This window comes from Flavobacterium sp. HJSW_4 (assembly GCF_042436695.1).
Lineage (GTDB): Bacteria > Bacteroidota > Bacteroidia > Flavobacteriales > Flavobacteriaceae > Flavobacterium.
In genome coordinates, this window is record NZ_JBHNPP010000015.1 from 93505 (window position 1) to 120489 (window position 26985).

Consider the following 26985-nt stretch of genomic DNA (forward strand, 5'->3'; position numbering starts at 1 on the left):
ACCTCATTTCTGTCTTTTTTTTGAATTTAACGCTTTTTTATTCCTTCAAAGGCTATGAAACGAGCTTTATAATGGTTTCAGTTGCTCCTTTGTTGTCTTGAATAAATGATCTGCAGATTTCGCTTTTTTCTTCTAGAAAGTTTTTGTCGCTCAATAATTTATCCAAAACCTCTTTTAGTTCAGTGTTAGTTGCTATCGGCATGCAACCGCCAATTTCAACCAAAGCAATTGCTTCTGCAAAATTCGAATAATTAGGCCCAATTACAATTGGCATTCCAAAAGTTGCCGGTTCTAAAATGTTATGTATTCCAGGGTTTCCAAATCCACCGCCTACGTATGCAATCGTTCCGTAGCTGTAAATTTTAGTTAGGATTCCGACAATATCAATTATAAAAACACTGTATTCAGATAGATCTTTGTTTTCTTTTTCTGAAAATAAAACTTTTGATTTTGTGATTTTTGATTGAAGATCTGCTATTTGATCTGGTTTTATATTATGAGGCGCAATTATGAATTTTACGTTTTTAGGTGCCTGATTAATATATTCTGCTATCAACGCTTCATCTTTAGGCCATGAACTTCCAATAACAATAGTGGGCTGATTGTTTTTAAAGTTTTCAATATAATCTAAGCGATTGTCTCTTTCTAAAATAGCATTTACTCGGTCAAAACGAGTATCGCCCGAAACAATTACATTTTTGAAGCCAAGACTTTCGACTTTTTCTTTCGATTTTTCATTTTGAAGAAAGAAATAAGTAAAGGCTTTCAATGCTTTTCTGTAAAATCCGCCGTACCATTTAAAGAACATTTGATTGTCTCTGAAAATTCCTGAAATTAAATAGGTAGGGGTTTTACGGTTTTCTAACTCTTTTAAGTAATTCAGCCAAAATTCATACTTAATAAAGAATGCTTGTTCTGGATGAACCAATTTGATGAATTTTTTTGCATTGCTTTTAGTATCCAAAGGAAGGTAAACAGTCACATCGGCCACTGTGTTATTTTTACGCACTTCGTATCCAGATGGTGAAAAAAAGGTTACAATAATTTTATGCGAAGGATATTTCTCTTTGATTTTTTCTATGACAGGAAGTCCCTGTTCATATTCGCCCAATGAAGCAGAATGAAACCAAATAGTCTTGTCTTCGGGCTTTATTTTTTCTTTTAATGTACTGAAAACACTTTTTCGGCCTTCGACAAAAAGCTTAATTTTCGGACTAAACAAGGCTATGATTCTTAAGAAAAATCCTGCGATATATATGGCTAAATTGTATAAAAAAAGCATGTAATTTTTTTTGCAGCTAAATTACATTTCTTTCGACTATTTTCATTGGTTTGAAGGTATTAATAACTATTTTTGTTCCTCCTTTTAGAGATTTCTGTCTAAAAAACAGTGTCTTTGATTTTAAATACATTCAAAAATGAAAAAAATTCAAATGGTTGACTTAAAGAGTCAATACGAAAAAATAAAATCTACTGTAGATGCTTCAATTCAAGAAGTTTTAGATACAAATACTTACATTAACGGGCCTTTAGTTCATCAGTTTCAAAAGAATTTGGAGAACTATTTAGGAGCAAAACACGTTATTCCTTGTGCAAATGGTACAGATGCTTTGCAGATTGCCATGATGGGACTTGGTCTTCAGCCAGGAGATGAGGTTATTACTGCAGATTTTACTTTTGCAGCAACTGTTGAGGTTATTGCTTTATTGCAATTAACGCCAGTTTTAGTTGATGTTGATATGGTAAATATGAATATTGATATTGATGCTGTTAAAAAAGCAATTACTCCAAAAACAAAAGCAATTGTTCCAGTTCATTTATTTGGACGCGCAGCTAATATGGATGCGATTATGGAAATTGCAGCTCAATACAATTTATATGTAATTGAAGATAATGCACAAGCAATTGGTGCAGATTATATTTCTAAATCGGGTTCGAAATCTAAAGTAGGAACAATTGGTCACGTTGCGGCAACCTCTTTCTTTCCATCTAAAAACTTAGGATGCTATGGAGACGGAGGAGCGATTTTCACAAATGATGATGATTTGGCTCACATTATCCGCGGAATCGTAAATCACGGAATGTACGAGCGTTACCACCACGATGTTGTGGGAGTAAATTCACGTTTGGATAGTATTCAGGCTGGAGTTTTAAACGCAAAATTGCCTTTGTTGGATGAATATAACGCAGCACGTCGTTTGGCAGCAACAAAATATAATGCAGCTTTCGCTGGAAATAAACACATTATTACTCCAGATTTTGATGCAAACGAAAATGATCACGTTTTCCACCAATATGTATTAAGAATTATTGATGCTGACAGAAACGCTTTGATGCAACATTTATTGGATAAAGGAATTCCATGTGCAATTTACTATCCAATTCCGCTTCACTCTCAAAAAGCATATTTAGATCCTCGTTATAAAGAAGAGCAATTTCCTGTAACCAATCAATTAGTTCAAGAAGTTATCGCTTTGCCAATGCATACAGAATTGGATGACGAGCAGATTAAATATATTACAGACAGTGTAATTGAATTTTTGAAATAAGACAGCTTAAATATTAGCCACAAAATAACCACAAACAACCACAAAATGAAAGTATTAGTAACGGGAGGTTTAGGATTTATCGGGTCTCACACCGTGGTCGAATTGCAAAATGAAGGCTTCGAAGTAGTGATCATTGATAATCTTTCAAACTCTTCAGAAGATGTTTTAAAAGGAATTACAGCGATTACAGGAAAAACGCCTTTATTCGAAAAATTAGATTTAAGAGAAAAAGCGTCAGTTCAGGATTTCTTTAAAAAACATAGTGATGTTACAGGAGTAATTCATTTTGCAGCTTCAAAAGCAGTGGGAGAAAGTGTTGAACAGCCTTTGTTGTATTACGAAAACAACATTAGCAGTTTGATTTATCTTTTACAGGAATTGCAGCAAAAATCAGAAGCAAGTTTTATTTTCAGTTCTTCTTGTACGGTTTACGGTCAAGCCGAAAAAATGCCAATTACAGAAGATGCGCCAGTTCAAGCCGCAATGTCTCCTTATGGAAATACAAAGCAGATTGGCGAAGAAATCATTACAGATACAGCTAAAGTTACTAATATCAGTGCTATTTTATTGCGTTATTTTAATCCAGTTGGAGCGCACGAATCAGTAGAAATTGGAGAATTGCCTTTGGGAGTTCCTCAAAATTTAGTGCCTTTTATTACGCAGACAGGAGTAGGATTGCGTCAAGAATTATCTGTTTTTGGAAATGATTACCCAACTCCAGACGGAACTGCAGTTCGCGATTACATTCACGTTGTTGATTTAGCAAAAGCGCACGTAATTGCTTTGCAACGTTTATTAAACAAGAAGAATTTAGCGAAAGTTGAAACTTTCAATTTAGGAACTGGAAAAGGAAGTTCTGTTCTTGAAGTGATTCATAGTTTTGAAAAAGTCAGCGATAAAAAATTGCCTTATAAGATGATGCCTCGTCGTGAAGGTGATATTACTGAAGCCTACGCGAATACTGATAAGGCAAATAATGTCTTAGGATGGAAGGCTGAACTAAGTCTAGATGAAGCTATGGCAAGTGCTTGGAAATGGGAACAAAAAGTAAGGAATAAATAGTTTTTTAAATAAAATTATAAATTTTAAAGTCCCAGATTATAGCAATATAGTTTGGGACTTTTCTTTTAACGACATTTAATTTTTATGAAAAAAGATTTAGATTATAAATTGATTTTTGCCCTTACAGCAGTTGGAATTATTTGGGGTACAACGTTTTTAGGAATTAGAGTTGCGGTTGAAACAATTCCGCCTTGGTTTGTAACTTCCATTCGTCAAGGATTGGCGGGAATGATCATGATGGCAATTTTGTTATTTAAAAAAGAAATGAAATGGATTGGCTGGGAAAATTTAAAACATCAGCTTGTTCCTTCTATTTTAATGATTGTAATAGCAAATGGTTTTACAACCGTTGCTGAACAGACCGTGCCAAGCGGACTAGCTTCGGTAATTAGTGCGATGGCTCCGATACTTATTTTTCTGGGCAGTATTTTAGTTAAATTGCAAAAACCAAGTTTAAAAGGATTTGTTGGAGTTATAATAGGATTTTCGGGAGTCGTTTTTATATTTAAAGATGGATTAGGATCTTTTTTAGATGCCGATTACAGAATCGGAATGATGTTTATGGGATTTGCGATTACTGCTTGGACAGCCGGAACGATTTATACCAAACTTCACGGAAATAAATCTAAAAATATAGTTCTTAATTTATTTTACCAGTTTACAATGGCTTCGTGCATTCAAATTGTATTGGCGTTTATTTTTTCGCCTACTATTGATGTGCATTTATGGAGTGCTAAAAGTATTTTAGCGGCATTGTATTTATCGATTTTTGGATCTGTAATTGCTTTTTTTAGTTATAATTATGCGTTGAAGCACGTTACGCCAGTTCAAGTTTCTATTTTAGCGTACATCAATACCATAATTGCCGTATTTTTTGGGTGGCTGATTTTAGATGAAAAAATTACTATTGATTTTATAATTGCAACAATCTTAATTATTTTGGGAGTTTTTATTATTAATTACAAAAAGAAAGAAAAACTTCCTGAAATTGAAAGCAAGTGAAAAATAAAAAATCCTCATAAACTTAAGTCTATGAGGATTTTTTTTATACAGTCAGTAACTGAAAACTGAGACTGCGACTGAAAACTTAAAAATTAAGCATTAGCAGTAACCGCTTCTTTATCGATTTTATTAATCAAACCAGCTAAAACTTTTCCAGGACCAACTTCAGTAAATAAAGTAGCGCCGTCAGCGATCATTTGCTGAACAGACTGAGTCCATTTTACAGGAGCAGTTAATTGAATGATTAAATTCTTTTTAATTTCGTTAGCATCAGAAACCGCATTTGCAGTAACGTTTTGATACACTGGACAAATTGGAGTAGAGAATGTAGTCGCTTCAATTGCAGCTGCTAATTCTTCTCTTGCTGGTTCCATCATTGGCGAGTGAAAAGCACCTCCAACAGGTAAAATTAAAGCACGTTTTGCTCCAGCAGCTTTCATTGCCTCACAAGCTTTTTCAACAGCAGTAGTTTCTCCAGAAATTACCAATTGACCTGGGCAGTTGTAATTTGCAGCAACCACAACACCGTCGATAGAAGCGCAAACTTCTTCCACAATATTATCGGCTAAACCTAAAACCGCAGCCATTGTTGACGGAGTAATTTCGCAAGCTTTTTGCATAGCCAAAGCACGTTGAGAAACTAATTTCAATCCATCTTCAAAAGATAAAACCCCATTTGCAACTAAAGCAGAGAATTCTCCTAAAGAATGTCCTGCAACCATTTCCGGTTTGAAATCTTCTAAAGTTTTAGCTAAAATAACAGAGTGTAAAAATACAGCTGGCTGTGTAACTTTAGTTTCTTTTAGTTCTTCGGCAGTACCTTCAAACATAATATCTGTAATTCTGAAACCTAATATTTCATTAGCTTTTTCGAATAATTCTTTGGCTAAAGCCGAATTTTCATAAAGGTCTTTACCCATTCCTGTGAATTGCGCGCCTTGACCCGGAAATACGTATGCTTTCATTTGTCTAATTTGTTTTTTTATTTTTTTTGAAATTGAAAATTAGCTTCAATTGAAAGGCAAAAATAATACTTTTTTATTTCGTATAATCCTTAAACATGTAAATCCATGCTAATCTGGAAAATCGGAGATTAAAAGAAGTCAATAAAGTAATCACAACAGCGATAATGGGAATGATTCTTAAATCGAAATTTTTCTCAAAGAAAAACTGAGCAATACAATACGTTGCAATTCCCTGAGCCACTGTTAATCCGTAATTTACATACATAGCGCCAAAAAAATAACCAGGTTCTTTTTGGAATTTATAATGACAGTGACTGCAAAATTCATTCATTTTTGGTAAACCAAAATTGAAGAAAATATTTTTGTCTGTAAAAACTTTTCCTTTATGACAAATAGGACATTCGTTGCTTAAAATATGAGTTAATGCGCTTGACATGACTTTGTTATTTTTTGTTTATACAAAGGTAATTCAGAGGTTTATAAAAGTCTTTTTTATATCTTCGCTTATTATAGCACAATAAAGACATTTTTTATGAAAAGGTACCCGATTTATAGTGTTCAGAATTTTAGCTGTAACGATATTCATCGCGATTTTTACGTGAATACTTTTACGGAACATTTAAAAAATCACAGTTTTGTCGAAGAACCGCACCGTCACGACTCGTATTTAATGGTATTTTTTACCAAAGGTTCAGGGTTGCATGAAGTCGATTTTGATCAATTCGAAATCAAAAGAGGAAGTCTTTTTGTGCTACAGCCAGGACAAATGCATCATTGGAATTTATCCGAAGACATCGAAGGTTTTGTAATTATCTTTTCTCAGGAAATGTACAATCTGTATTTCGGGCAAAAAAAGATCAACGATTATAATTTTTACCATTCCATTCATAATCGACCAGAAATGGTTTTTGAAGAAAATGAAATTCCAAAAATCCAACCTTATTTCGATTTGCTGATTCAGGAAAACAGTCAAAACAACAAATATCAATTAGATAAATTACTGAATTTATTAGACTGCATTCACATTGAAGTCGCACGAAAATACAACGAAACCTATTCGCATCAAACGCATTCCTACAACATCAAAATCAATGCATTCGAATCGTTTTTAGAAGAATATTTCAGAACCGAAAAACTACCTTCATTTTATGCTGAAAAACTAAACATCACGCTCAAACATTTGAACAGGATTTGCAACGAAATCCTCCAAAAAACAGCCACAGAAGTAATCACAGATCGTGTTATTCTAGAAATCAAAAGAATGCTGATTGATAAACAATTAGCCGTAAACGAAGTTGCTTTTAAAGTTGGTTACGAAGATTACTCGTACTTTTCCCGATTCTTCAAAAAACAAACGGGACTGTCACCAACAGAATTTAGGAATACTGTACGTTGAGTTTTTTTGTTTGCCACGAATTGCACGAATTTCCACGAATTTCCACGAATTATTTTTTATAGCCACAGATTAAAGGATTATATGGATTAAAAATCTGTGAAAATCTTTTTAATCTGTGGCAAAAATATTTAGCGTTTTTGAAAAAAAATTAGTGGAAATTCGTGCAATTCGTGGCAACATAAAAAAAGCCCTGCGAGTAAACGCAGAGCTTTTAACCAACCAATTAAATCTAATCTAAACCAAAAGATTAAGCTTGTTTTACGAATTGTAATTCGATATTTAATTTTACTTCTTCTCCAACTAAAACTCCACCAGTTTCAAGAGCTGAGTTCCAGTTTAGTCCCCAATCTTTACGATTGATTTTTCCTTCTATGCTTAAACCAACTTTAGTATTTCCCCAAGGGTCAGTCATGATTCCGCTGAATTCTACAGGAAATTTAACAGATTTAGAAACACCTTTGATAGATAAATCTCCAGTTAATTCATAATCTCCGTCATCAACTTTTTTGAAAGCTGAAGCTTTGAAAGTTAATTTTGGATTGTTTTCTGCATCAAAGAAATCAGCACTTCTTAAGTGTCCGTCTCTGTCTGCATTTGCAGTATCGATAGAAGCGATATCGCCAGAAAATTCGATTGCTGCATTTTCGAAATCATTTCCTTCTGTAGTAATTGTAGCGTCGTAAGTTCCAAATTTTCCTGAAACATTAGTAAACATCATGTGTTTTACTTTAAAACCAATTTCTGAGTGAGTTGGGTCAATTGACCATTTTGTAGTTGCCATAATTTTATTTTTTTAAATAATTAATTTGTTTCATTTTGATAGGACAAAGTTACGGTGACAGTTGTCCTGAAGCACTTAACCTAGATTAAGAAATAAAAAATGTGATAAATTTTTTGATTATCACATTTGTATAATTGTTTGTCTCTCTGAGCGATCCCGAGATTTCGGGAGAAGAACTATTTAGAATTATTCATATAAAATGTCAACGCTCCAGACGGACATTTATTTACAGTCGAAATGATTTTGTCAGTTGTTGAATGTTCTGGAGTAATCCACGGTTTTTCTTTCGGGCGAAAAACATCTGGATTGTTTTTGACACAGTTTGCCGAGTGAATGCATTTTCCTGATTGCCAGACAATCGTTACTTCTCCGTTTGTATATTCTTTAGTGAGGTTATTTGGATTCATGGTTTAAAATTTTAAGGATTAGTTTTAATTTTAGTCAGACTAATGTCCTTATTTTTATAAAGTTAGTCTTTCTTGTTTTGATTTTTATCAATTAAAGGTTAAAAAAGAAACGATAATAATCTGATTTACAGATTTATTATCGTTTCAACGTTACAGGTATTTAATTGTTTTTGTTCGAATTAATAATTCATTGGAACATCCATTAATAAAAATTCAGCATCAGTATTAGCAAGAATGTTTAAAGTATCAGTTCCTGAAATTCCAACTGCATCACGAGAGTTTAATTCCTGACCGTTGATGGTTACATTTCCTTTTAAAACGAAAGCGTAAACTCCGTTTCCTTCTTTTTTGATTTTATATTCAGTTGACACGCCTGAGTCAAAATTCCCCATATTGAACCAAGCATCTTGGTGAATCCAAACACCTTCATCATCCGCATTTGGAGATAAAACTTGAGATAATTTATTGTGTCTGTCCACAACATCCAAAGTAATTTGTTGGTAACGTGGCGTAACATTTCTTTTATTAGGAAACAACCAAATCTGCAACAATTTAGTCTGCTGATCTTCATTCGGATTAAACTCACTATGCTGAATACCAGTTCCCGCACTCATCACCTGAATGTCACCATTTTTGATCACTTCAGTATTTCCCATACTGTCTTTGTGAGCCAAATCACCTTCTAGCGGAATCGTAATAATTTCCATATTATCGTGTGGGTGAGTTCCAAATCCCATTCCGGCAGCAATCGTATCGTCGTTCAAAACACGAAGTGCCCCAAACTGAATTCTATCTGGGTTGTACCAGCTCGCAAAACTAAAGCTGTGATAAGCGTTTAACCATCCGTGATTTGCGTTTCCTCTTGTGTCTGCTTTGTGCAATACTATATTTTCCATGACTTTGTCGTTTTGTTATTTTTATAGTACAAAGATACGGTCATGGTAAACGAAAAGCACTTAACCTAGATTAAGAAAGATTCTGAGGTTCAAGTTGCTGAGATTCTAAGGTTTTTTTTAAAGCAGAAATTTCAGTTTTCAAAAGAAGTCTAGTCCCGCTATCTGTTTCAATCTTTTATGCCGAACCCCGGCACAAAAGGATTTTCACATCTATCGGGGCTAATTTAGAAGTTTTTGTTTTTAAAAGAAGATGCGTCTAAATGCAAAGTAAACGTATGGTTTGTCATCTCGACGAAGGAGAGATCTCCACAAGTAACTCTACAAAGATTGGTCATATTGCATGAGGAGTTTCTAACGGAGATTCCTCGTTCCTCGGAATGACAAGATTGTGCGTAAATAAACTATTTTATTCTAATCAATATCCCTTTTCCAGTCGTTGCATTTAGGTAATTAGCATCATTCTTATCATGCATATCAAATTCAATAGTATCTTTTTGAATCTGATCTTTCGAAATTGTAATAATTAAATCAGTATTAATGAAGTTCTCTAGCAGTATTGCATTCCCATAAGAAACCTTTCCTTTTGGCATATACTTATTGTCAAAAACAAAAATACTATCCTTAAAAGTTATTTTATCCTTTTGAATATATTGATTTTCATCTTCGATTAAATAATTATAACGTCCATTAAGTTTGTCTGTTTTCTGGTTGAAGTTAATAGAAATCAGCGCTATTATTAAAGTGAAAAATTTCATGTTATTCTAACTAAATTGATTAATAAACTCCTGAACAACTGCATCTGTTTTCTCATGACGTTTTTTCTTCTCCAAAACAATTGGTGGGGCAGTTCGTTCTAAACAATCTTGTACGGCACAGGTTTCGCAAGTTACACCTACAATTCGTTTTACCAAAGGTTTTCCATCAATGAATTTAAATTTCTTTTTCATTGTCGGATTAATTAAAATTCCAACCGAAATACTTCGGATATAATTTTCAGCAAAAGGATCTTTTGTAGCCGATGAAAAAACCAAATATTCATTTCCGCTGTTGGCATAACTCGAAATCTGAGCATCAAAAAAATGAGGTTTATTTTGTTTGATCGCCTCATCAATGGTTTTTACCGAAACCCATCTTCTGCAATAATGTTCATTCGTTTCATTAGCGTGCGGTTCCTGCTGATGTGTGATGTGAAGTTCTTTGTTGATTTGATAAAAATCGGAGCCAACTCTATGTGATAATCTCAAAAAGAAAAGGTTTTTCAGTTGAAAATCTTTTGGTAATAAATTGGTTAATCGCTGATAAAAAGATTCAGGTGAAACTTCAAAACTTTCAATTAGCGTCACAAATTCTTCCGGTTTTGGATTTTCGTTTTCTAAAAAAGCATTGATTTTGTTTACAACCAATTTTCTTGGTAAAAGCAAAGCACCCGCAAAATAAGAAGCGTAAAAATTATTCAAAACCTGATCAAAATTTTCAAATTTAATCCAGCTGAAAGTCAGAAGGCGATCTGAAATTTTTAAATAATTATAAGCTATTTCTTTGGCTAAAATAAAAGCCTTTTGCGGATCATCTAATTCGGTTGAAAGCAATAAAGTTCTGCTTTTTGGAACATAAATCGAGCGTAAATCGTCTAAAGCTTCCTGATCGGTAAAAGCAATTTCTTTTATGTTGTATTCGTATTCTTCTTTTAAAATCGCTTCCAGTTCTTCAATACTGATTTTGGAATCTAAATTAATTTGAAATGACTTCGAAAAAGCGATTACTTTTTCTTCTAAATCTTCAAAATAATTGCTGTGCGCTTCCTGATATGAACGTAAAGCAGCAAGGAAAAAACTTTCCCGGCTTAAATTATAATGCTGTGCAATTTCAATAATTGTACTAATAAATGCATTGACTTTTGCTGGAGCATTCGCAATAATATCAATTAAATCGGCTTCCTGAATTCCGAAAAGCTCTAACGGAATCTCTTTTAAAATTCCAGATTTCAAGATTTCGCCAATCGGAGCGAGGTTGTTATCGAGTTTTAAAGACACCATTTGGTCATAAGTCACGTCCAAATGTTCGCATAAAAGCAAAATTTTATCTGTTTTGGGATATTTTTTCCCCTTTTCAATCTCGTTTAAATACGATTTTGAAAGATTAGTCAGTTTGGCCAAACCAAAAAGTGACAAGTTTTTTTGTGTACGAACTTGCTTGAGTTTTAGCCCAAAAATCAGCTTTATATAGTCTTTTTCGATATCCATAATGTCAAATATAGACATTCTAAAAACAATCGCAAAATAAATATTTTTTAAATTTAGCGAACGTTCGCTTGTTTTGTAAAAAACTTTTTTATAACATTGTACTATCGAAACGAATTAATTATGAGTTAGTTATGAAATATTTGTTTTGATAAAATGAAAAAGGATTAAGAAGAAAAACTTTTTAACCCAATAAAAATTAAAATCTGCAGCTATGAAAAACCAATTAGAGATTACTGAAGTGGCTTTAGAAATTCTGGCCGACAAAAAGCTTGCTTATCCAAAAATCTGGACCGAAGAAGCGACTGCGTTTATTACCGAATTGCATAAAAAATTCGAATCGCAAAGAAAATTATTGCTTTTGCAAAGAGATCAAAAACAAGTTGCTTTTGATCAGGGCGTCATGCCGGTTTTTACTCCAGAAACAAAAAGCGTCAGAGAAGGTAATTGGACAGCTGGAGAAATCCCGAAAGATTTATTAGACAGAAGAGTGGAGATTACTGGACCTGTTGATCGTAAAATGATTATCAATGCTTTGAATTCGGGCGCGAAAACTTTCATGGCTGATTTTGAAGATAGTACTTCTCCAACTTGGAAAAACCTAATGGATGGACAAGTGAATTTAATAGACGCGGTAAACAAAACCATTACATATACTGATTTGGTGAAACAGAAATCGTATCATTTAAATCAAAAAATCGCAACACTTATCGTGCGTCCGAGAGGTTTGCATCTTCCTGAAAAACATGTTTTAGTTGATGGAAACGAGGTTTCTGGTTCGCTTGTAGATTTTGGTTTGTATGTTTTCCATAACCATAAAAGACTTTTAGAAAATAATTCTGGGCCGTATTTCTACATTCCGAAATTAGAACATTATCTGGAAGCAAGATGGTGGAACAGTATAATTGATTTTACGGAAGATTATTTGAAACTGAAAAGAGGAACGATAAAAGTGACGGTTCTAATTGAAACGATTACAGCAAGTTTTCAGTTGGATGAAATCATTTACGAATTGAAAGAACATATCGTTGGCTTGAACTGCGGACGTTGGGATTATATTTTCTCATACATTAAAAAGTTTAGAAAAAATCCAAAATTCATTGTTCCAGATCGCGATCAGGTAAATATGACTTCGCCTTTTATGAATGCGTATTCAAATTTGGTAATTCAGAGATGTCACAAACGCGGAATTCATGCGATTGGCGGAATGGCAGCTCAAATTCCGATTCGGAATAATGATGAAGCCAATGCGATCGCTTTTGCGAAAGTAAAAACCGATAAAGAGCGTGAAGTTAAAAACGGTCACGACGGAACTTGGGTAGCACATCCAGACTTAGTTGTTTTAGCAAAAGAAATTTTTGATAAAGGAATGCCAACGCCAAACCAGATTCATATTAAAAGAGAACATCGCAAAATAACTGAAGAAGATTTAATTGAACCACCAATTGGATTGATTACTGAAAATGGTGTTCGAAAAAACATCAATGTTGCGGTTTTATACTTGGCTTCATGGCTGAACGGACAAGGTGCTGCTGCTTTGCATAATTTAATGGAAGACGCAGCAACTGCCGAAATTTCAAGATCGCAGTTATGGCAGTGGCTTCAGAATAAAGTGATTTTGGATAACGGCCGAAAATTAGATTTGGCGTATTATCACGAATTGGCTTTGGATGAATTCCAGAAAATCAAAACGGAATTAGGCGAAGAAAAACACGAAGAACAGCAATTTCCATTAGCTGAAAAAGTTTTGGAAAGACTAGTTGTAAATCTAGATTTCGTTGATTTCTTGACGATTCCATGCTATAAGTACTTATAATTTAAAATAAAATCTGCTCAATCTGCGTAATCTGCGAGCTAAAAATTTTCTCTCGCAGATTTTGCAGATCAAGCAGATAAAATGAGAATAAAAAATCTACGCAGATTTTTAAGTCCAGTAAGAAACTGAACACGGAAAACTGCGACTGTAAACTTACTAACAAACCACTTAACTATACTATTTATGAAAACAACAGAAGACAGAATTCAGGAATTGATTAACGATTGGATTACGAACCCGAGATGGAAAGGAGTGGAGCGTCCTTACACTGCGAGTGAAGTAGTGACGCTACAGGGATCGTATAAAATTGAGCATTCTATTGCAAAAATGGGTGCAGAGAAATTATGGAGAAAGTTAAAAAGTCAGGATTATGTAGCGGGTTTGGGGGCTTTAACAGGAAATCAGGCGATTCAGGAAGTGGATGCTGGTTTAGAAGCAATTTATTTGAGCGGATGGCAGGTTGCCGCTGATGCAAATCTGGCGGGCGAAATGTATCCAGATCAGTCGCTGTATCCTGTAAATAGCGTTCCGATGGTGGTAAAAAAGATCAATAATGCTTTATTGCGTGCCGACCAGATTCAGACTGTAAATAAAATTGAAGATAGAAAAGATTATTTAGTTCCAATTGTGGCCGATGCTGAGGCAGGTTTTGGAGGAAACTTAAACGCTTTCGAATTAATGAAATCAATGATTGAGGCCGGAGCTTCTGGAGTTCATTTTGAAGATCAATTAAGTTCTGCTAAAAAATGTGGACACTTAGGCGGAAAAGTTTTGGTTCCGACACAAGAGGCGATTAATAAATTGATTGCTGCTCGACTGGCTTCGGATGTTATGGGAGTTCCAACTTTAATCGTTGCCCGAACAGATGCTGATGCGGCTAATTTGCTGACAAGCGACGCAGATCCAAGAGATCGAAAATTCTTAACAGGAGAAAAAACGGCTGAAGGTTTCTTCTATGTAAACAACGGAATTGACCAAGGAATTGCAAGAGGTTTGAGTTATGCTCCATACGCCGATTTGATTTGGATGGAAACCAGCAATCCCGATTTAGATTACGCTAGAAAATTTGCAAAAGCTATAAAAAAAGAATTTCCAGATAAAATGCTGGCGTACAATTGTTCGCCTTCTTTCAATTGGGCAGCGAAATTATCAGTTGCCGAAATGGAAACCTTCAGAGAAGATTTAGCAGCAATGGGATATAGTTTTCAATTCATCACTTTGGCAGGATTCCACGCTTTGAATACAAGTATGTTCGAATTGTCTAAAGCGTACAAAGAACGTGGCATGGCAGGATATTCTGAATTGCAGGAAAGAGAATTTGCTTTACAAAAAAATGGATTCCGAGCTGTAAAACATCAGGCTTTTGTGGGAACTTCTTATTTTGATGCTGTTCAAAATACGGTTATGATTGGAAGATCCTCAATAACAGCAATGGAACATTCTACGGAGGTTGAGCAATTTTAATTCACAAAAAAAACCTAGTTCAACATTGAACTAGGTTTTAAGCTTTTAACGCGAAGACATTATTGAGATTTACTAAATTTTTCTGTAATAAAAAATCTGTTTATAAAAACTTGGATTTTTAATAACCTATATGTAAATTCTTTTAGGACTTTTAATAGTTCCAGAATTAGTAGCTCTAATTAATATTTTATGATCATATAAAATATCGTCCATTGACATTCTTCCAGTAAAAAAAGTACTGCTGAATTCTTCTATTAGATTTGGAAATGAAACAATAGCATTGACTCTTTTTTCTTCAGGGATAATCTTTTTATCTCTAAAATATTTGACCGTCTCCAAAATTTGATTTATCATACAATTTGGATAATCACGATTCTCTCTAAAGGCAGCTTCTCTATCATTCGCATATTTCATTTCTATAAAAAGTATCCAGTCATTTTGATTGCACTCTTCTGGGAAAAGTACGCATTCACACTGAGAATTGCAAACGCCAGGCTCTTCGAGAGGTAATGCATTATCTTCAAAACCATCGAAATAAATGCCTATAGGTGTCAAGTTTTCAAGTAAAACATATTTAGGATCAGGTTTGGTTTCATGCATTACAATGCCTTCGCCATTTATATTTTTATAATCTACAATATATATGTTTGGAGAATTTGTAAGTTGTAGATTGTGTTCAGGTAATATTTCTTCAATATTATCTCTCATATTTCCAAATAACTTAACATTTTGTAATATTCATCCAATAATTCATTTGTAAACTGATTAAAATAGTTTTTACTTAAAGTTCCTGTTTTTAAGTCTTTAATGTTTTTTAATGTTCCATTTGAAGAATCTATTTCCCATACTGAGACCAAGTCTGGATTAATCCATGATTTAAAACTTTCAAATTCATTTTTTTCCGATTCATCTATCGAATCTTTAATCCTATAGCCCATCATGCAATTATTTAAAGCATACAATATATAAGCACTATGAGTTGTTAAGAGAGCTTTGTGATTTCTGTCAGGATTATTTAAATTTTCAATTAAATAGTATATAAAATCACGTTGAGTTTCTGGGTATAAATTTTGTTCTGGTTCTTCTACAACAAAACTTGAATAATGATATTTACTTCTGGAATTCATTATTTCAGTAAGTTTTCTTGCTTCTATATTTGATAGTTTAATTTGTCGATTGCCCTCGGGAGTTTTTTCAAAATCATGAATTCTGTCAATGTTAAAAATATCTAAAAAATTATTAACTAATATCTTTGCCATTTCATCTTTTTCTGAAACAGAATTAGAAATTCGTTCGCTGAAAAATCCATTACATAGATAGTCAATGATCATAGTTAATGGAATCACTGATTGTAATCCACTTGAAGCATTTTGTAAAGAAATTTCTTTGTTAATTTTATTTAATTGAATTATATCTGAATCAGTATTCTCGGAATGATAATATGAAACTTCTAAATTTAATATTTTTAGAGTATTTTTCTTTTTGTATTTTTTTTTGGTATCATACCAGTCATATAAAAAACTCATTATATTATCATTTGTTTCTTTGTATTTACTTAAATTTGGTATTACAGAAACAAAATTTCTTTCAGCTGGAATATATATATTCTTCGATTTTAAATACTTTGTGCTTTTATTACTTTTTTTAATAGAGAATTTATGTTTTAAGCCTTTATATGAGAATTTTATAAATTCACTTTCATATTCAATTAAGGAACTTTTACTAAAATAGCTATCACTGATTCTGTGGAATTCGATGAATTGTTCTTTAAAATCATAATTAAAATCTCCATCAAGAATATGTCTTTTTTCGACCCATTGGCAATAGCTAATAATTTTCGCAATAGTACTTTTTCCACTACTTTGAGGACCAATAATTATATTAATTTTATTGAGATTAATATTAACTTTACTTATAGGGCCTATATGTTCAATTTTAATTGTAATCATTCTTTAAATATTTATAAAACAAAGATAGTTTATTTTATTAAAAGCCAATTTCTCTCTATTTGCCAAATATCTAGTATGTTAAAATTATAGAGGTAAAATAAAGAATTGTTGCAATATGTTAAAAACTATTTCTTTAAAAGTCTTGCTTTCATTTTGCTGAAAAATTCAGGTGTTACGCCAATGAAAGATGCGATTTGTTTTTGAGGGACTTTATGAACTAATGTTCCGTATTTTTTAGTGAACTTTTCAAAACGTTCTTCGGCAGGTAAGCTTAAGTTGTCCATTAATCGCTGTTGATTGGCAACTAATGAGTTTTCAATTAAAATTCTGAAAAAACGTTCCAATTTAGGTATTTCAAGATATAATTGTTCCTGATTTTCTTTCGATAATGAAACTACTTCTGCTTCTTCTAAAACTTCAATAAAAAGTTGTCCTGGTTTCTGCGAAAAAAAGCTGTACATGTCGCTCATCCACCAGCCTTCGCAGGCAAATGAAAGTACATGTTCGACAATATTATCGTTGATATTGAAACTTCTTAAAATTCCAGAATTTACAAAATACGAATGTTTGCAAACTTCGCCAGCATTCAATAAAAGCGTTTTGGCTTTGTATGTGTTGGTTTCTAATTTAGATAAAAAAAGCGCCTGTTCTTCTGGAGTCAGAGAAACGTGTTTGGCAATGTTTTCAAGTATTAATGCCATTATTTTTTATCATCAATTAAAGTAAATGAAATCGCTTTGAATCTATTGTTTACGATTTCTCCCGTAACTAAAGCTTTGCTGATTGCATTGCAAAAACCTTTTTCTGAATGCGCGTCTCCGTGATCGTGAATCGTTGTTCCGTCAACAAAATAGCTTTTTCCGTCAATGCGGACAGCCAAATCACAGCTTTTGCCTTTCATTCCGAATTGGCATTCTCCGCATGAAGCTTCAACTACTGTTGGTTTATCAAATTTCTTTGTGCTTTGTGCTTGTATAGCGATTCCAATAAAAAGGAAAGTCGCTAATAATATATTTTTCATAGTTAAGAATTTACAGTTATTAATTTCGCGGTTTCTTTTGCGCGCTCTGTTACTTCGTTGATTGGAGTTGAAAGCGTATCGTGACTTAAAACGACTCCCATTCTTCGGTAAGGTCTTGAAGTTGGTTTTCCAAAAATTCTGAAATCGGTTTTAGGTAAAGCGGCTACTTTTTCAATTCCTGTAAAAGTTGGATTTGTAGAATCTTCTGAAGCTAAAATTACAGCGCTTGCTCCCGCTTTTTCTAAAGTAATTTCGAAAATTGGAAGACTTAAAATCGCTCTTAAATGCAATTCGAATTCGTTGAAGTTTTGAGTTCCTGCTAAAGTTACCATTCCGGTATCGTGCGGACGTGGTGAAAGTTCAGAAAAATAAACGCCTTCGTTGGTTAGGAAAAATTCAACACCAAAAAGTCCCGCACCGCCAAGCGCTTCGGTAATTTTTTCGGCCATATCTTGAGCTTCGTATAAATCTTTTTCTGAAACCAAAGCAGGCTGCCAGCTTTCCTGATAATCGCCTCTTTCTTGTCTGTGACCAATTGGCGAGCAGAATAAAGTTGGATTGCTATTTTGAGTAATCGTTAAAAGAGTAATTTCTGAATTGAAATCTACAAAAGCTTCTACAATAACTTCGATAACGTCACCACGTGAACCTGCAACAGCGTATTGCCAAGCTTTTTCGATGTCACTTTCAGATTTGATTGTCGATTGTCCTTTTCCGGAAGAAGACATTAATGGTTTTACTACGCACGGAATTCCGACTTCTTGAACTGCTTTTTGAAGTTCCTCTGCCGATGTTGCGTATTGGTATTTTGCTGTCCGTAATCCGAGTTCTTTTGCTGCTAAATCGCGAATTGCTTTACGATTCATGGTAAAATTGGCCGCTTTCGCTGAAGGAACAACAGTGATTCCTTGCTTTTCGTAATCGTAAAAACGTTCGGTGCGAATGGCTTCTATTTCGGGAACGATGAAATCGGGTTTGTGTTTGGCTACGATTCGATCAAGCGCTTCACCATCAAGCATATTAATGACTTCAAAACCCTGTGCAACCTGCATTGCTGGTGCATTTTCGTAACTATCAACTGCAATTATAGTTTGTCCGATTCGTTGTGCAGCGATGACAAATTCTTTGCCTAATTCGCCTGAACCTAGAAGTAGTATTTTCATTTTGGAGTAGTGTATTGTTGAGTAAACAAAAATAGCTATTTTTAATTATAATTTAATTGAGTTATGGAAATAGAGTATTTACAGAAATTAAAAAATAATCCAAAAAAATATTCTAAGCGGGATGAGTTTAGGTTTGAAATAAAAGGAATTAACATGGATGAAATTCAAGATCTTGAAAAACTTTATAATAATGGGAATCACTTTCCAAAATCCTTAAGAGAATTACTTTTTTTGTCTGGGGAATACTCCTATACTTTCGATCTTGGAATAAATGATAATCAAAAAGAAATGCAAGAAATGTTTCGAGAGCATCTGAAGGAAAAGGCAAGAGTTATTTTTAAACCTTACTATGTTATAGAGGTATATAGTGATCAATTCTTTTTTGTTTATTTAGATGAAGGAGATGATCCGCAAATATATGAAGCTCATCCTTGGAGTTCGTCTGAAGGCTGGATAAGAAGTGTAGATCGAACAATAAAAGAATATGTAGAGTTCGATATTGATTATAGAACTGAATATGGAGATAGTAATTGATTGTAAGGTTTATTTTTTAGATTAAATAAACATAATCTTGTCATTTCGAGGAGCGAGAAATCACACTAGAAACTCAACAAAGATTGGTAATTTACTTTCCGGAATTCCGCGTGTGATTTCTCGCTCCTCGAAATGACAAGATTGTGGGGGATTTTAAAGGATTTAAATTTCTTTTGGAAATGACATTTCTCGTTAACCCGTTTGTGTGAGGGATAGAAGTGGAAAGCCCACAGCCGTGAGGAACGAACAGGCGAGGACTTGAAACGGATAGCCCGACCCGGAGGGGCACGCCCAAATTTAGATGTTTTTATTTATGAATAACGTCTACAGGTATGTGTAGAAAATTCAGGTTAAATTAATTTAGAAATTTCAGATGTAAGCTTTTCTATATTTTTATATTTGCGCGCAAAACAAATATAATCATAAGATGAGAATAAATTTTATTTTAATACTGAGTGCTTTATGCATTACATCTTTAGTTCACTCACAATCTGCTGGAATTACTTTTAAGTTTGGAATGGGAGAACAAAAAGCTAATGCTGTAATTTTTAAAAAAGACCAACAAAAAATTAGCGGAATAGTTAATTTTCCTTCGTTTACGGATAAAAAAGTAAAGATTAAAGTTGGCGAGGAGAATGAAAAGTATGCTAGTGCCGATATAGATTCGATTCAGATTTTGGATGATAATAAAAAACTGTCTTACACTTTTATAAGAACGAAAACAAAGGTTTATAAAAAGAAGGGAACAGAATTTAAGGTTATTGATGAAAATTGGATCTGTAAAATTATGACGGGCAAGGCTTCTCTGTATTTGGGCGGTGAAGAATACGGAATAAAAGAGGTTAAGGTTGAGGATGATAAAACGCAAGAAAAGACTAAAGTAAAGAAAATGCAGGTCGTTTCTAAAGAAATAAATCATTACTTAAAAAGAAGCAATGAAGATTATCCTGTGCTGGTTTCTATGAGTTCTAATGCTCTTTCTGCTGGATATAATGCTTTTTTTAAGGAGTATGGAGTTTATTATTTTAGCGACAATCCTGAAATTGCTAAAAAAATTGAAGATAAAGAATACAAATATGATGATATTGAAAAGGTTGTGAATTTGTATAATGCTAAAAAAGAGAAAAAAGTGGAGTCAAAATCAACACTTAAGGCGACAAAAATAAAGATTACGCCACCAGATCCAAAGGCTAAAACTACAACGACAAAGAAGAAATAAACAAAAAAGCGATACTGAATTCAGTATCGCTTTTTTTATATTAATGAAATTGATCTTCTTCGATTTCAAATTCGGCATCTTTTTCCCAGATTTCCATTTCGCAAGGTTTGCAGTTGAATTTTAGTTTGTATTCTAATTCGCCCTGTTTTAAAACCAATGGTTCTTTGACCTTAACACCAACAATGTCTTTTTGGTGTATCGGACATTTTTTTAATTCGTATTTGATGCAATATTTAGTTGTCATTACACGAGATTTTCCTGGATCCCATTGTAATTCGAATGCTTTTTCGATTTCGGTAACACCGTGACGTTCGTAGAATTTACGAGCTGTTTTGTTCGAAACGTTGTACATGAAATCCAGTTTAGTTTCTGGATAAGGATGTGAAGTTTTTACCAATTGGTGTTCTTCGCGTTTGTAATTAGCCAAACGAATTTCTGATAATTGTTCGAAAACATTTCTTCTCATTTCGTTGATTTTTGAAATAGGAAGGAACCAGTTTTGAGAGAACATTACGTTGATTTCGTCAGCGCTGTAAGGTGTGAAACCTGTTTTTGCCAATTGAACTTTAATGTTTTCTTCGATCGATTCGCCAGTTTTTGTCTGCTCTTTTGCGTGCTCTAATTTTACTGTGCTTACGTTCCCGTCTTCGTCGGTTGCGATTAATTCGAAACCATTTTCGTTTTCGGTAAGTAACAAAGTCGTTCCAATTTTACGGATCGCACTGTCTTCTCTTTCAACAATTTTGATGAAAGCGACATCGTTATTACGGTAAATGAAAGTTCCGTCTTTGATTTCTTTTAGAACGTTTGGATAAACTTTTCCGTTTTCGGCTTTGTTTACATAGATTCCGTCAGCTTCGTTATTTTCATTGATGAAGCAAAGTCCGTCACCGTTGTTTAGTAATTCACCGTTTTCGATTTCGTAAGCGTCTCCAATTGTACGGATTAATTTACCAATATATTGCCCTTTAGATTTTGGACTTTCCCAAGAACCGATACTAGCGTGTCTTTCGTTTACGAAATAATCGGTATAACCACGGTTGAAGGTTTTGTTTAAAGTTGAATCGAAAGTGTATGTACATTTTCCAGAAGAAGCTTTGATGTATTTATCGCTTCCTTCTAAATAACTGTCTAATTTTTGACGTAAGTATGAAACGTTGTTTTTAACGTAAGCAACGTCTTTTAATCTTCCTTCAATTTTGAAAGAAACAATTCCCGCTTCGATCAAATTTGGAATCTGATCTGAAACATCTAAATCTTTAATCGAAAGCAAGTGACTGTTTCTGATTAAAGTATCTCCGTTTCCGTCGATTAAGTTATAAGGTAAACGGCAGTTTTGAGCACAAGAACCACGGTTTGCGCTACGTTCTCCGTTTGCCACACTCATATAACAGTTTCCACTGAAGGATACACAAAGTGCTCCAGTTACGAAGAATTCTAGTTCAACATCAGCTTCGTCGTAGATTGTTTTAATTTGATGCAAGTTTAACTCACGTGCTAAAACCACACGTTTGATTCCGGCATCTTTCAAGAATTTGATTTTGTCTGCGTCACGGTTATTGGCTTGTGTGCTGGCGTGAAGTACGATAGGAGGCAAGTCCATTTCCATAATCGCCATATCTTGAATAATCAAGGCATCGACACCAATACCGTATAATTCCCAAATCATGGCACGACACGTATCTAATTCGTTGTCGTATAAAATGGTATTCATTACCACAAAAACCTGAGCGTTAAATAAGTGCGCATATTTTACCAATGCAGCAACATCTTCAATTGAATTGTTGGCATTAGAACGTGCTCCAAATTGTGGCGCACCAATATATACTGCATCTGCACCGCTGTTAATAGCTGCCATTCCGCCAATTAAATCTCTAGCTGGAGCTAATATTTCTATTTTCTTCTTCATTTCTAAAACTTTAGCCTTTTGTGGTATTCACGGAAAAAAGTGTGCAAAGGTCTAATAAATTATTTGAGTTTGCTAGAGATGAAGCGATTTTTTTGAAATTGTTAACTTAATATGGAATGATGATGGTTAAGATCTTTATTTATTGATGTAACTTGTGGTATATCTTTCTTTCTTTCTTCCTCAGAGAAGTAAAATTTAAATCCAGTTTGTTTTATCTCAATATCAAAATTTCGTTTGACAGAAAAACTAGTTTCAAAAACTGTTGCTAATAATACTTCAATTCCAAATAGTATTGCTGCTATTGTATAAATGATTATAAGCAGTTTTTTATTTAATTTAATTTTGAGTCCAAACTTATCTATCGAAAATAATAATGTGAAGACGATTAAAAAATAGGTCAGAAAATCAATAAGGAACTCCACTATAAAAAATTGCTGTGCTAGGGAAGTATGAAATGCTGGCGCTTTGTATATTAAAGGAAATCCATATGTGACACAATCAGAACCGTCAATCACATCAACAATCCACCATTTTGTGAAAAGTATAAATAAGATAACCGTTAAAGGCAAAGCTAAACTTAGCAATCTTTTTTTGTTTATCATTTTTATTTTTTGAATTAATCTATTGGAAAAGTAAAACCTGCCGAAAATATCCCAGTTGATTGTTTTGCTGCTGGATGAAAATAACCTGAAACTGCGAGTTCGATATTGTTTTTTCTTCCAACGGCTAATCCGATACTGAATGGAATATGAAGTAAAACATCATCTTTGTGAAAATTAACAGCGGGTGTAAAGGTTTGAAATGTTCCAATTGAAGCTCCGATTCCTCCTTCAATAAAAGGTGCTACCCACGGAATTGGCGCACAAAAACGTACTTTTCCTCCAACTAACAAAGCGCGAGTATTTACTTTGTATTGCGGTTGGTTTGAATAACTCTGATTTCCATCGACTTTTGTAGAAATTGTAGCGGCATACGGTTTTACTCCAAACCACGAAGTTATTCCGAAAACATATTCTGCTTGCAAATAAAGTCCGCTTCCCATAACATCTATTTCGTTTTGACTGCCATAATCTTCAACGTAATAAGAGCTACTGGACGCAAAACCTATTGCAACATTTATTGATTGGCTTATTTTTGGCTGTGCTTTTGTTGAATGAGAAAAAGAAATTGTAAAAAGAGTAGAGATAAAAATTAGGCGTAGAATTAATTTCATTTAGGTTATTGGTTAGTAATTGGTTGTGGCGAAAATAAGTTTTTTTCAGTTTTAATGAAAACAAAAAAACCGCCCGATCCGAAGATCGAGCAGTTTTCAAAAAAAAAAGCATGAATCGATCGACTAATTTGCTCTCATTTTAATTTGTGATAAAGTATTTTGAATACTATTCAATTGTTTTGAAACGATATAAATCTGATCGTGTTCCAAATGGTTTTCTTCGAGTGCCATTTTGTATTTTTCGATAGCGGCTTCTTCACCAGTAATGCAAGCACCTATGATGGCTTCGGTATCGCCTCCGGTAAAAGCAGATTTGATATCAATCCAAGTTCTGTGTAAAGCTCCAAGTGGTCCACCGCCAGAAGTATCTGTTGATTTTCCTAGTTTGTTGATTTGGTTTTGCAACTCTACAATAAATAAAGCTCGTTCGCGGGCATATTCAAGGAAATCGGTTTTCATTGCTGGATTTTCTACATGCTCTGCTGCATTTGTATATCCTAATTTTCCATCTTCAAGAATTGAAATTAATCCTTCTAAGGTTTTAATTGTTTCTGTTGTGGTTTCTTCTGCATGTGTCATGACATATAATTTTTTGAAATTAATATGTTACAAAGTTTGCAATTATAAAGCGCTTTGTTTTACAGGATTACAATCGAGGTTTTATAATATTGTAGAATGGGAATTTTGAAACTGCTTTTTTATCCGCCACGAATTTTTCAAATCTCACCAATTTTAGATGCTTGAAAGTTTTTTGAAAATGATGCTTCTAATTTACCGTTTTGCGTGAGGGATAGGAGCGATATCCTTTTATGGTGGGGTTCACCATAAAAGATATAGCGGATAGCCCGGTTCGCCGCGGCGAAATACGCCCATAAAAAAAACAGCTTAAAGTATAAAAGTGATGAAACTTTTGAACCTTAAGCCGTTTTTATAAAACTTAGAATATTGTTATGCAGTCAAAGCTTCTTTGATTCTGCGTAATGCTTCTTTTAAAATGTCGTTGCTTGTTGCGTAAGAGAAACGGATACAGTTTGGATTTCCGAAAGCATCTCCAGTTACAGTTGCAACGTTTGCTTCTGCTAAAAGATACATAGAAACGTCGTTTGCATCTTTAATTTCGTGTCCTTTTAAAGTTTTTCCGAAGAAAGAAGAAACGTCTGGGAATACGTAGAATGCACCTTCTGGAACATTGATTTTTACTCCTGGAATTTCTTTTAATAATCCAACAACTAAATCTCTACGTCCGTGGAAAGCTTGAACCATTTCGTTTAATACGCTTGGATCTGCATCTACAGCTGTGATTGTAGCTCTTTGTGCAACAGAATTTGCACCAGAAGTTACTTGTCCTTGAATTTTTGTACACGCTTTTGCGATGAATTCTGGAGCTCCGATGTAACCAATTCTGTATCCTGTCATTGCGAATGCTTTTGCAACTCCGTTTACAGTGATTGTTTTTTCTAACATTCCTGGGATAGAACCGATACTGCAGAAAGTTCCAGAGAAATTGATGTGCTCATAGATTTCGTCTGCAACAACGTAAATATTTGGGTGTTTTTCTAAAACTTTAGCTAAAGCTGTTAATTCTTCTCTGCTGTAAACAGATCCTGAAGGATTACATGGAGAAGAGAACCACATCATTTTTGTTTTTGGTGTAATTGCCGCTTCTAATTGCTCTGGAGTGATTTTGAAATCTGTTTCTACAGAAGTTGGAACTTCTACAGGAACTCCGCCAGAAAGTTTTACGATTTCGAAATAAGAAACCCAGTAAGGTGCTGGCAAAATAACTTCGTCACCGTCGTTTAACATTACCTGAGCAATGTTGTATAATGATTGTTTTGCTCCTGTAGAAACTACGATTTGAGATGGTTTGTACTCTAAATCATTGTCTCTTTTGAATTTTCTGCAGATAGCTTCTTTAAGTTCTACATAACCGTCAACAGGAGAATATGTGCTGTAATTTTCGTCGATTGCTTTCTTTGCAGCTTCTTTAATAAAATCAGGTGTGTTGAAGTCTGGCTCACCTAAACTTAAGCTGATAATGTCTTTTCCTTGTGCTTTTAATTCGCGTGCTAAAGCAGCCATTGCTAATGTTTGCGAAGTCGCTAAGTTGTTGATTCTGTCCGAAAGAATATGATTCATTATAAAATTTTTGATGTCCTTAAATAGCTGTGTTGTTTAAGGAAGGTTAATTATTAATAGATTTCTTTTTAGTTTTAAACGGCTAATTCTGGTTTCATTCCCAAATCACGTAAATGCTTAAAGTGAGCTACAATAGCGCTTCGCATTGTTTTATATTCGTAATACGGTAAATTACATTCTCTTGCAGTTTCTTTCACGATTTTTGCAATTTTACCATAATGAATGTGACTTATGTGTGGAAAAATATGATGTTCAATTTGATGATTCAATCCTCCAGTATACCAGTTTACAATTGCATTTTTAGGAGCGAAATTTGTTGTTGTGTACAATTGGTGAATTGCCCAAGTATTTTCCATTTCACCCAATTCATTTGGCGCCGGATTTGTAGTGTGATCAACAACGTGTGCCAATTGGAAAACAATACTTAAGATTAGTCCAGTTGTATAATGCATTACGAAAAATCCAACAAGAACTTTCCACCATGTGATTCCAATTACCATTGGTAATACAATCCATATTGAAGCGTAGATGATTTTTGTAATAATTAAAGTTGTCCAAAGAATTTTTGGGCTTTTAGGTTCTCCGTAAGATAATTTTCTTTTTATGTAATTACGCATTTGCTTAAAATCGGTCGTAATAGCCCAATTGAAAGTCAATAAACCATATAAGAATACCGAATAGTAATGCTGAAAACGGTGAAAACTATGCCATTCTGCATGTTCTGTAAAACGGATAATTCTTCCTGCATCCAAATCTTCATCGTGTCCTGGAATATTAGTATAAGTATGGTGTAATACATTATGTTGCACTTGCCAGTTGTAAACATTTCCAGCCAAAACATAAATTGTTCCGCCCATAAATTTGTTGATCCAGCTTTTGGTTGAGTATGAGCCGTGATTTCCATCGTGCATTACATTCATTCCAACACCAGCCATTCCGACACCCATTACTATTGATAAAAGGAGCATTACCCAAAAAGGCATGTTAAGCGTAAGGATTAAAAAATATGGAGTTAAGAAAACAGCAAACAAAATAACAGCTTTTAAATGTAACTGCCAGTTTCCGGTTTTTTTAATATTATTTTCTTTGAAATAATTGTTTACCCGAGAGTTAAGAGTTCTAAAGAACTTCAAATTGTCTTGCCTTGCAAAAGTAGGAGCACTGTTATTCATATTTATTTTAAATAGTTTTCAAAGGTAATTATTATAAATTTTCAATTTGCAAAATTGAGTTAAATATTTCAATCGTAAAGTAGTACTT

At 33.8% G+C, this 26985-nt stretch carries 27 protein-coding genes; 8 read left to right on the top strand and 19 right to left on the bottom strand.

Annotated features, from left to right (window positions below; translation table 11 throughout):
* Nucleotides 1-52 precede the first annotated feature (52 nt).
* Nucleotides 53-1282, bottom strand: a complete 1230-nt coding sequence (locus ACE01P_RS15135) for a 3-deoxy-D-manno-octulosonic acid transferase (protein ID WP_379699319.1) — start codon at nucleotides 1280-1282, stop codon at nucleotides 53-55.
* 136 nt (nucleotides 1283-1418) lie between these two features.
* Here ACE01P_RS15135 and ACE01P_RS15140 point away from each other — a divergent pair, with 136 nt between their 5' ends.
* From ACE01P_RS15140 to ACE01P_RS15150, 3 genes are all read left to right on the top strand, one after another.
* On the top strand, nucleotides 1419-2549 hold the full coding sequence (locus ACE01P_RS15140) for a DegT/DnrJ/EryC1/StrS family aminotransferase (RefSeq protein WP_379699322.1): 1131 nt from the start codon (nucleotides 1419-1421) through the stop codon (nucleotides 2547-2549).
* A 45-nt stretch (nucleotides 2550-2594) separates the two neighbouring features.
* The gene (galE, locus tag ACE01P_RS15145) at nucleotides 2595-3611 is read left to right on the top strand and encodes a UDP-glucose 4-epimerase GalE (protein WP_379699324.1); all 1017 of its coding nucleotides are present in this window, start codon (nucleotides 2595-2597) and stop codon (nucleotides 3609-3611) included.
* 84 nt (nucleotides 3612-3695) lie between these two features.
* On the top strand, nucleotides 3696-4613 hold the full coding sequence (locus ACE01P_RS15150; RefSeq protein WP_379699327.1) for a DMT family transporter: 918 nt from the start codon (nucleotides 3696-3698) through the stop codon (nucleotides 4611-4613).
* 92 nt (nucleotides 4614-4705) lie between these two features.
* Here ACE01P_RS15150 and fabD read toward each other — a convergent pair whose 3' ends face one another.
* Together fabD and ACE01P_RS15160 are read right to left on the bottom strand one after the other, a co-directional pair.
* Nucleotides 4706-5578 carry an ACP S-malonyltransferase gene (gene fabD / locus ACE01P_RS15155; RefSeq protein WP_379699329.1) on the bottom strand — a complete coding sequence of 291 codons (873 nt, stop codon included), beginning with the start codon at nucleotides 5576-5578 and terminating at the stop codon, nucleotides 4706-4708.
* A 73-nt stretch (nucleotides 5579-5651) separates the two neighbouring features.
* On the bottom strand, nucleotides 5652-6014 hold the full coding sequence (locus ACE01P_RS15160) for a DUF983 domain-containing protein (protein WP_379699331.1): 363 nt from the start codon (nucleotides 6012-6014) through the stop codon (nucleotides 5652-5654).
* Between the two features lie 96 nt (nucleotides 6015-6110).
* Here ACE01P_RS15160 and ACE01P_RS15165 point away from each other — a divergent pair, with 96 nt between their 5' ends.
* Nucleotides 6111-6974 carry a helix-turn-helix domain-containing protein gene (locus ACE01P_RS15165; RefSeq protein WP_379699333.1) on the top strand — a complete coding sequence of 288 codons (864 nt, stop codon included), beginning with the start codon at nucleotides 6111-6113 and terminating at the stop codon, nucleotides 6972-6974.
* 247 nt (nucleotides 6975-7221) lie between these two features.
* Here ACE01P_RS15165 and ACE01P_RS15170 read toward each other — a convergent pair whose 3' ends face one another.
* The 5 genes from ACE01P_RS15170 to ACE01P_RS15190 all read right to left on the bottom strand — a co-directional run bounded on the left by ACE01P_RS15170 (nucleotide 7222) and on the right by ACE01P_RS15190 (nucleotide 11301).
* Nucleotides 7222-7755 (bottom strand): YceI family protein, encoded by a 534-nt coding sequence (locus ACE01P_RS15170; RefSeq protein WP_379699335.1) that lies wholly within the window; start codon nucleotides 7753-7755, stop codon nucleotides 7222-7224.
* Between the two features lie 176 nt (nucleotides 7756-7931).
* Complete coding sequence (locus tag ACE01P_RS15175; RefSeq protein WP_379699337.1) at nucleotides 7932-8162, bottom strand: (4Fe-4S)-binding protein; 231 nt, start codon at nucleotides 8160-8162, stop codon at nucleotides 7932-7934.
* Nucleotides 8163-8341: 179 nt separating this feature from the next.
* Nucleotides 8342-9058, bottom strand: a complete 717-nt coding sequence (locus ACE01P_RS15180; protein ID WP_379699339.1) for a pirin family protein — start codon at nucleotides 9056-9058, stop codon at nucleotides 8342-8344.
* Between the two features lie 401 nt (nucleotides 9059-9459).
* A complete protein-coding gene (locus ACE01P_RS15185) occupies nucleotides 9460-9813 on the bottom strand; it encodes a hypothetical protein (protein ID WP_379699341.1) in 354 nt (117 codons plus the stop codon).
* Nucleotides 9814-9819: 6 nt separating this feature from the next.
* Nucleotides 9820-11301, bottom strand: coding sequence for a helix-turn-helix domain-containing protein (locus tag ACE01P_RS15190; RefSeq protein ID WP_379699405.1), 1482 nt, complete (start codon nucleotides 11299-11301; stop codon nucleotides 9820-9822).
* Between the two features lie 211 nt (nucleotides 11302-11512).
* Between ACE01P_RS15190 and aceB the strand changes: the two genes are divergently transcribed.
* Together aceB and aceA are read left to right on the top strand one after the other, a co-directional pair.
* On the top strand, nucleotides 11513-13114 hold the full coding sequence (gene aceB / locus ACE01P_RS15195; protein ID WP_379699344.1) for a malate synthase A: 1602 nt from the start codon (nucleotides 11513-11515) through the stop codon (nucleotides 13112-13114).
* Nucleotides 13115-13297: 183 nt separating this feature from the next.
* Nucleotides 13298-14578: an isocitrate lyase gene (aceA, locus tag ACE01P_RS15200; RefSeq protein WP_379699347.1), complete on the top strand. Its 1281-nt coding sequence runs from the start codon at nucleotides 13298-13300 to the stop codon at nucleotides 14576-14578.
* Nucleotides 14579-14704: 126 nt separating this feature from the next.
* On the opposite strand, the gene ACE01P_RS15205 is transcribed toward aceA, so the two are convergent.
* From ACE01P_RS15205 to purT, 5 genes are all read right to left on the bottom strand, one after another.
* Nucleotides 14705-15286, bottom strand: coding sequence for a hypothetical protein (locus ACE01P_RS15205; protein ID WP_379699349.1), 582 nt, complete (start codon nucleotides 15284-15286; stop codon nucleotides 14705-14707).
* Nucleotides 15283-16527: an AAA family ATPase gene (locus ACE01P_RS15210; protein ID WP_379699351.1), complete on the bottom strand. Its 1245-nt coding sequence runs from the start codon at nucleotides 16525-16527 to the stop codon at nucleotides 15283-15285. Before ACE01P_RS15210 ends, ACE01P_RS15205 begins: the two co-directional genes overlap by 4 nt.
* Nucleotides 16528-16652: 125 nt before the next feature.
* Nucleotides 16653-17228 (bottom strand): Crp/Fnr family transcriptional regulator, encoded by a 576-nt coding sequence (locus ACE01P_RS15215; protein WP_073407828.1) that lies wholly within the window; start codon nucleotides 17226-17228, stop codon nucleotides 16653-16655.
* A complete protein-coding gene (locus tag ACE01P_RS15220; RefSeq protein ID WP_379699353.1) occupies nucleotides 17228-17548 on the bottom strand; it encodes a DUF6370 family protein in 321 nt (106 codons plus the stop codon). Before ACE01P_RS15220 ends, ACE01P_RS15215 begins: the two co-directional genes overlap by 1 nt.
* Before the next feature lie 2 nt (nucleotides 17549-17550).
* A complete protein-coding gene (gene purT, locus ACE01P_RS15225) occupies nucleotides 17551-18711 on the bottom strand; it encodes a formate-dependent phosphoribosylglycinamide formyltransferase (protein WP_379699355.1) in 1161 nt (386 codons plus the stop codon).
* A gap of 63 nt (nucleotides 18712-18774) precedes the next feature.
* Here purT and ACE01P_RS15230 point away from each other — a divergent pair, with 63 nt between their 5' ends.
* Both ACE01P_RS15230 and ACE01P_RS15235 read left to right on the top strand, forming a co-directional pair.
* The gene (locus ACE01P_RS15230) at nucleotides 18775-19245 is read left to right on the top strand and encodes a hypothetical protein (protein WP_379699358.1); all 471 of its coding nucleotides are present in this window, start codon (nucleotides 18775-18777) and stop codon (nucleotides 19243-19245) included.
* Between the two features lie 427 nt (nucleotides 19246-19672).
* Entirely contained in the window at nucleotides 19673-20464 is a 792-nt protein-coding gene (locus ACE01P_RS15235) for a hypothetical protein (protein ID WP_379699360.1), read from the top strand.
* Between the two features lie 40 nt (nucleotides 20465-20504).
* Here ACE01P_RS15235 and ACE01P_RS15240 read toward each other — a convergent pair whose 3' ends face one another.
* The 6 genes from ACE01P_RS15240 to ACE01P_RS15265 all read right to left on the bottom strand — a co-directional run bounded on the left by ACE01P_RS15240 (nucleotide 20505) and on the right by ACE01P_RS15265 (nucleotide 26897).
* Nucleotides 20505-22373, bottom strand: coding sequence for a U32 family peptidase (locus ACE01P_RS15240; RefSeq protein ID WP_379699362.1), 1869 nt, complete (start codon nucleotides 22371-22373; stop codon nucleotides 20505-20507).
* Between the two features lie 101 nt (nucleotides 22374-22474).
* Nucleotides 22475-22975 (bottom strand): hypothetical protein, encoded by a 501-nt coding sequence (locus tag ACE01P_RS15245; protein WP_379699364.1) that lies wholly within the window; start codon nucleotides 22973-22975, stop codon nucleotides 22475-22477.
* A gap of 14 nt (nucleotides 22976-22989) precedes the next feature.
* A complete protein-coding gene (locus ACE01P_RS15250) occupies nucleotides 22990-23586 on the bottom strand; it encodes a hypothetical protein (protein WP_379699366.1) in 597 nt (198 codons plus the stop codon).
* A 123-nt stretch (nucleotides 23587-23709) separates the two neighbouring features.
* On the bottom strand, nucleotides 23710-24165 hold the full coding sequence (locus tag ACE01P_RS15255) for a PA2169 family four-helix-bundle protein (protein WP_379699368.1): 456 nt from the start codon (nucleotides 24163-24165) through the stop codon (nucleotides 23710-23712).
* 369 nt (nucleotides 24166-24534) lie between these two features.
* Nucleotides 24535-25725, bottom strand: coding sequence for a pyridoxal phosphate-dependent aminotransferase (locus tag ACE01P_RS15260; protein WP_379699370.1), 1191 nt, complete (start codon nucleotides 25723-25725; stop codon nucleotides 24535-24537).
* 74 nt (nucleotides 25726-25799) lie between these two features.
* A complete protein-coding gene (locus ACE01P_RS15265; protein ID WP_379699372.1) occupies nucleotides 25800-26897 on the bottom strand; it encodes a fatty acid desaturase family protein in 1098 nt (365 codons plus the stop codon).
* Between the last annotated feature and the right edge of the window lie 88 nt (nucleotides 26898-26985).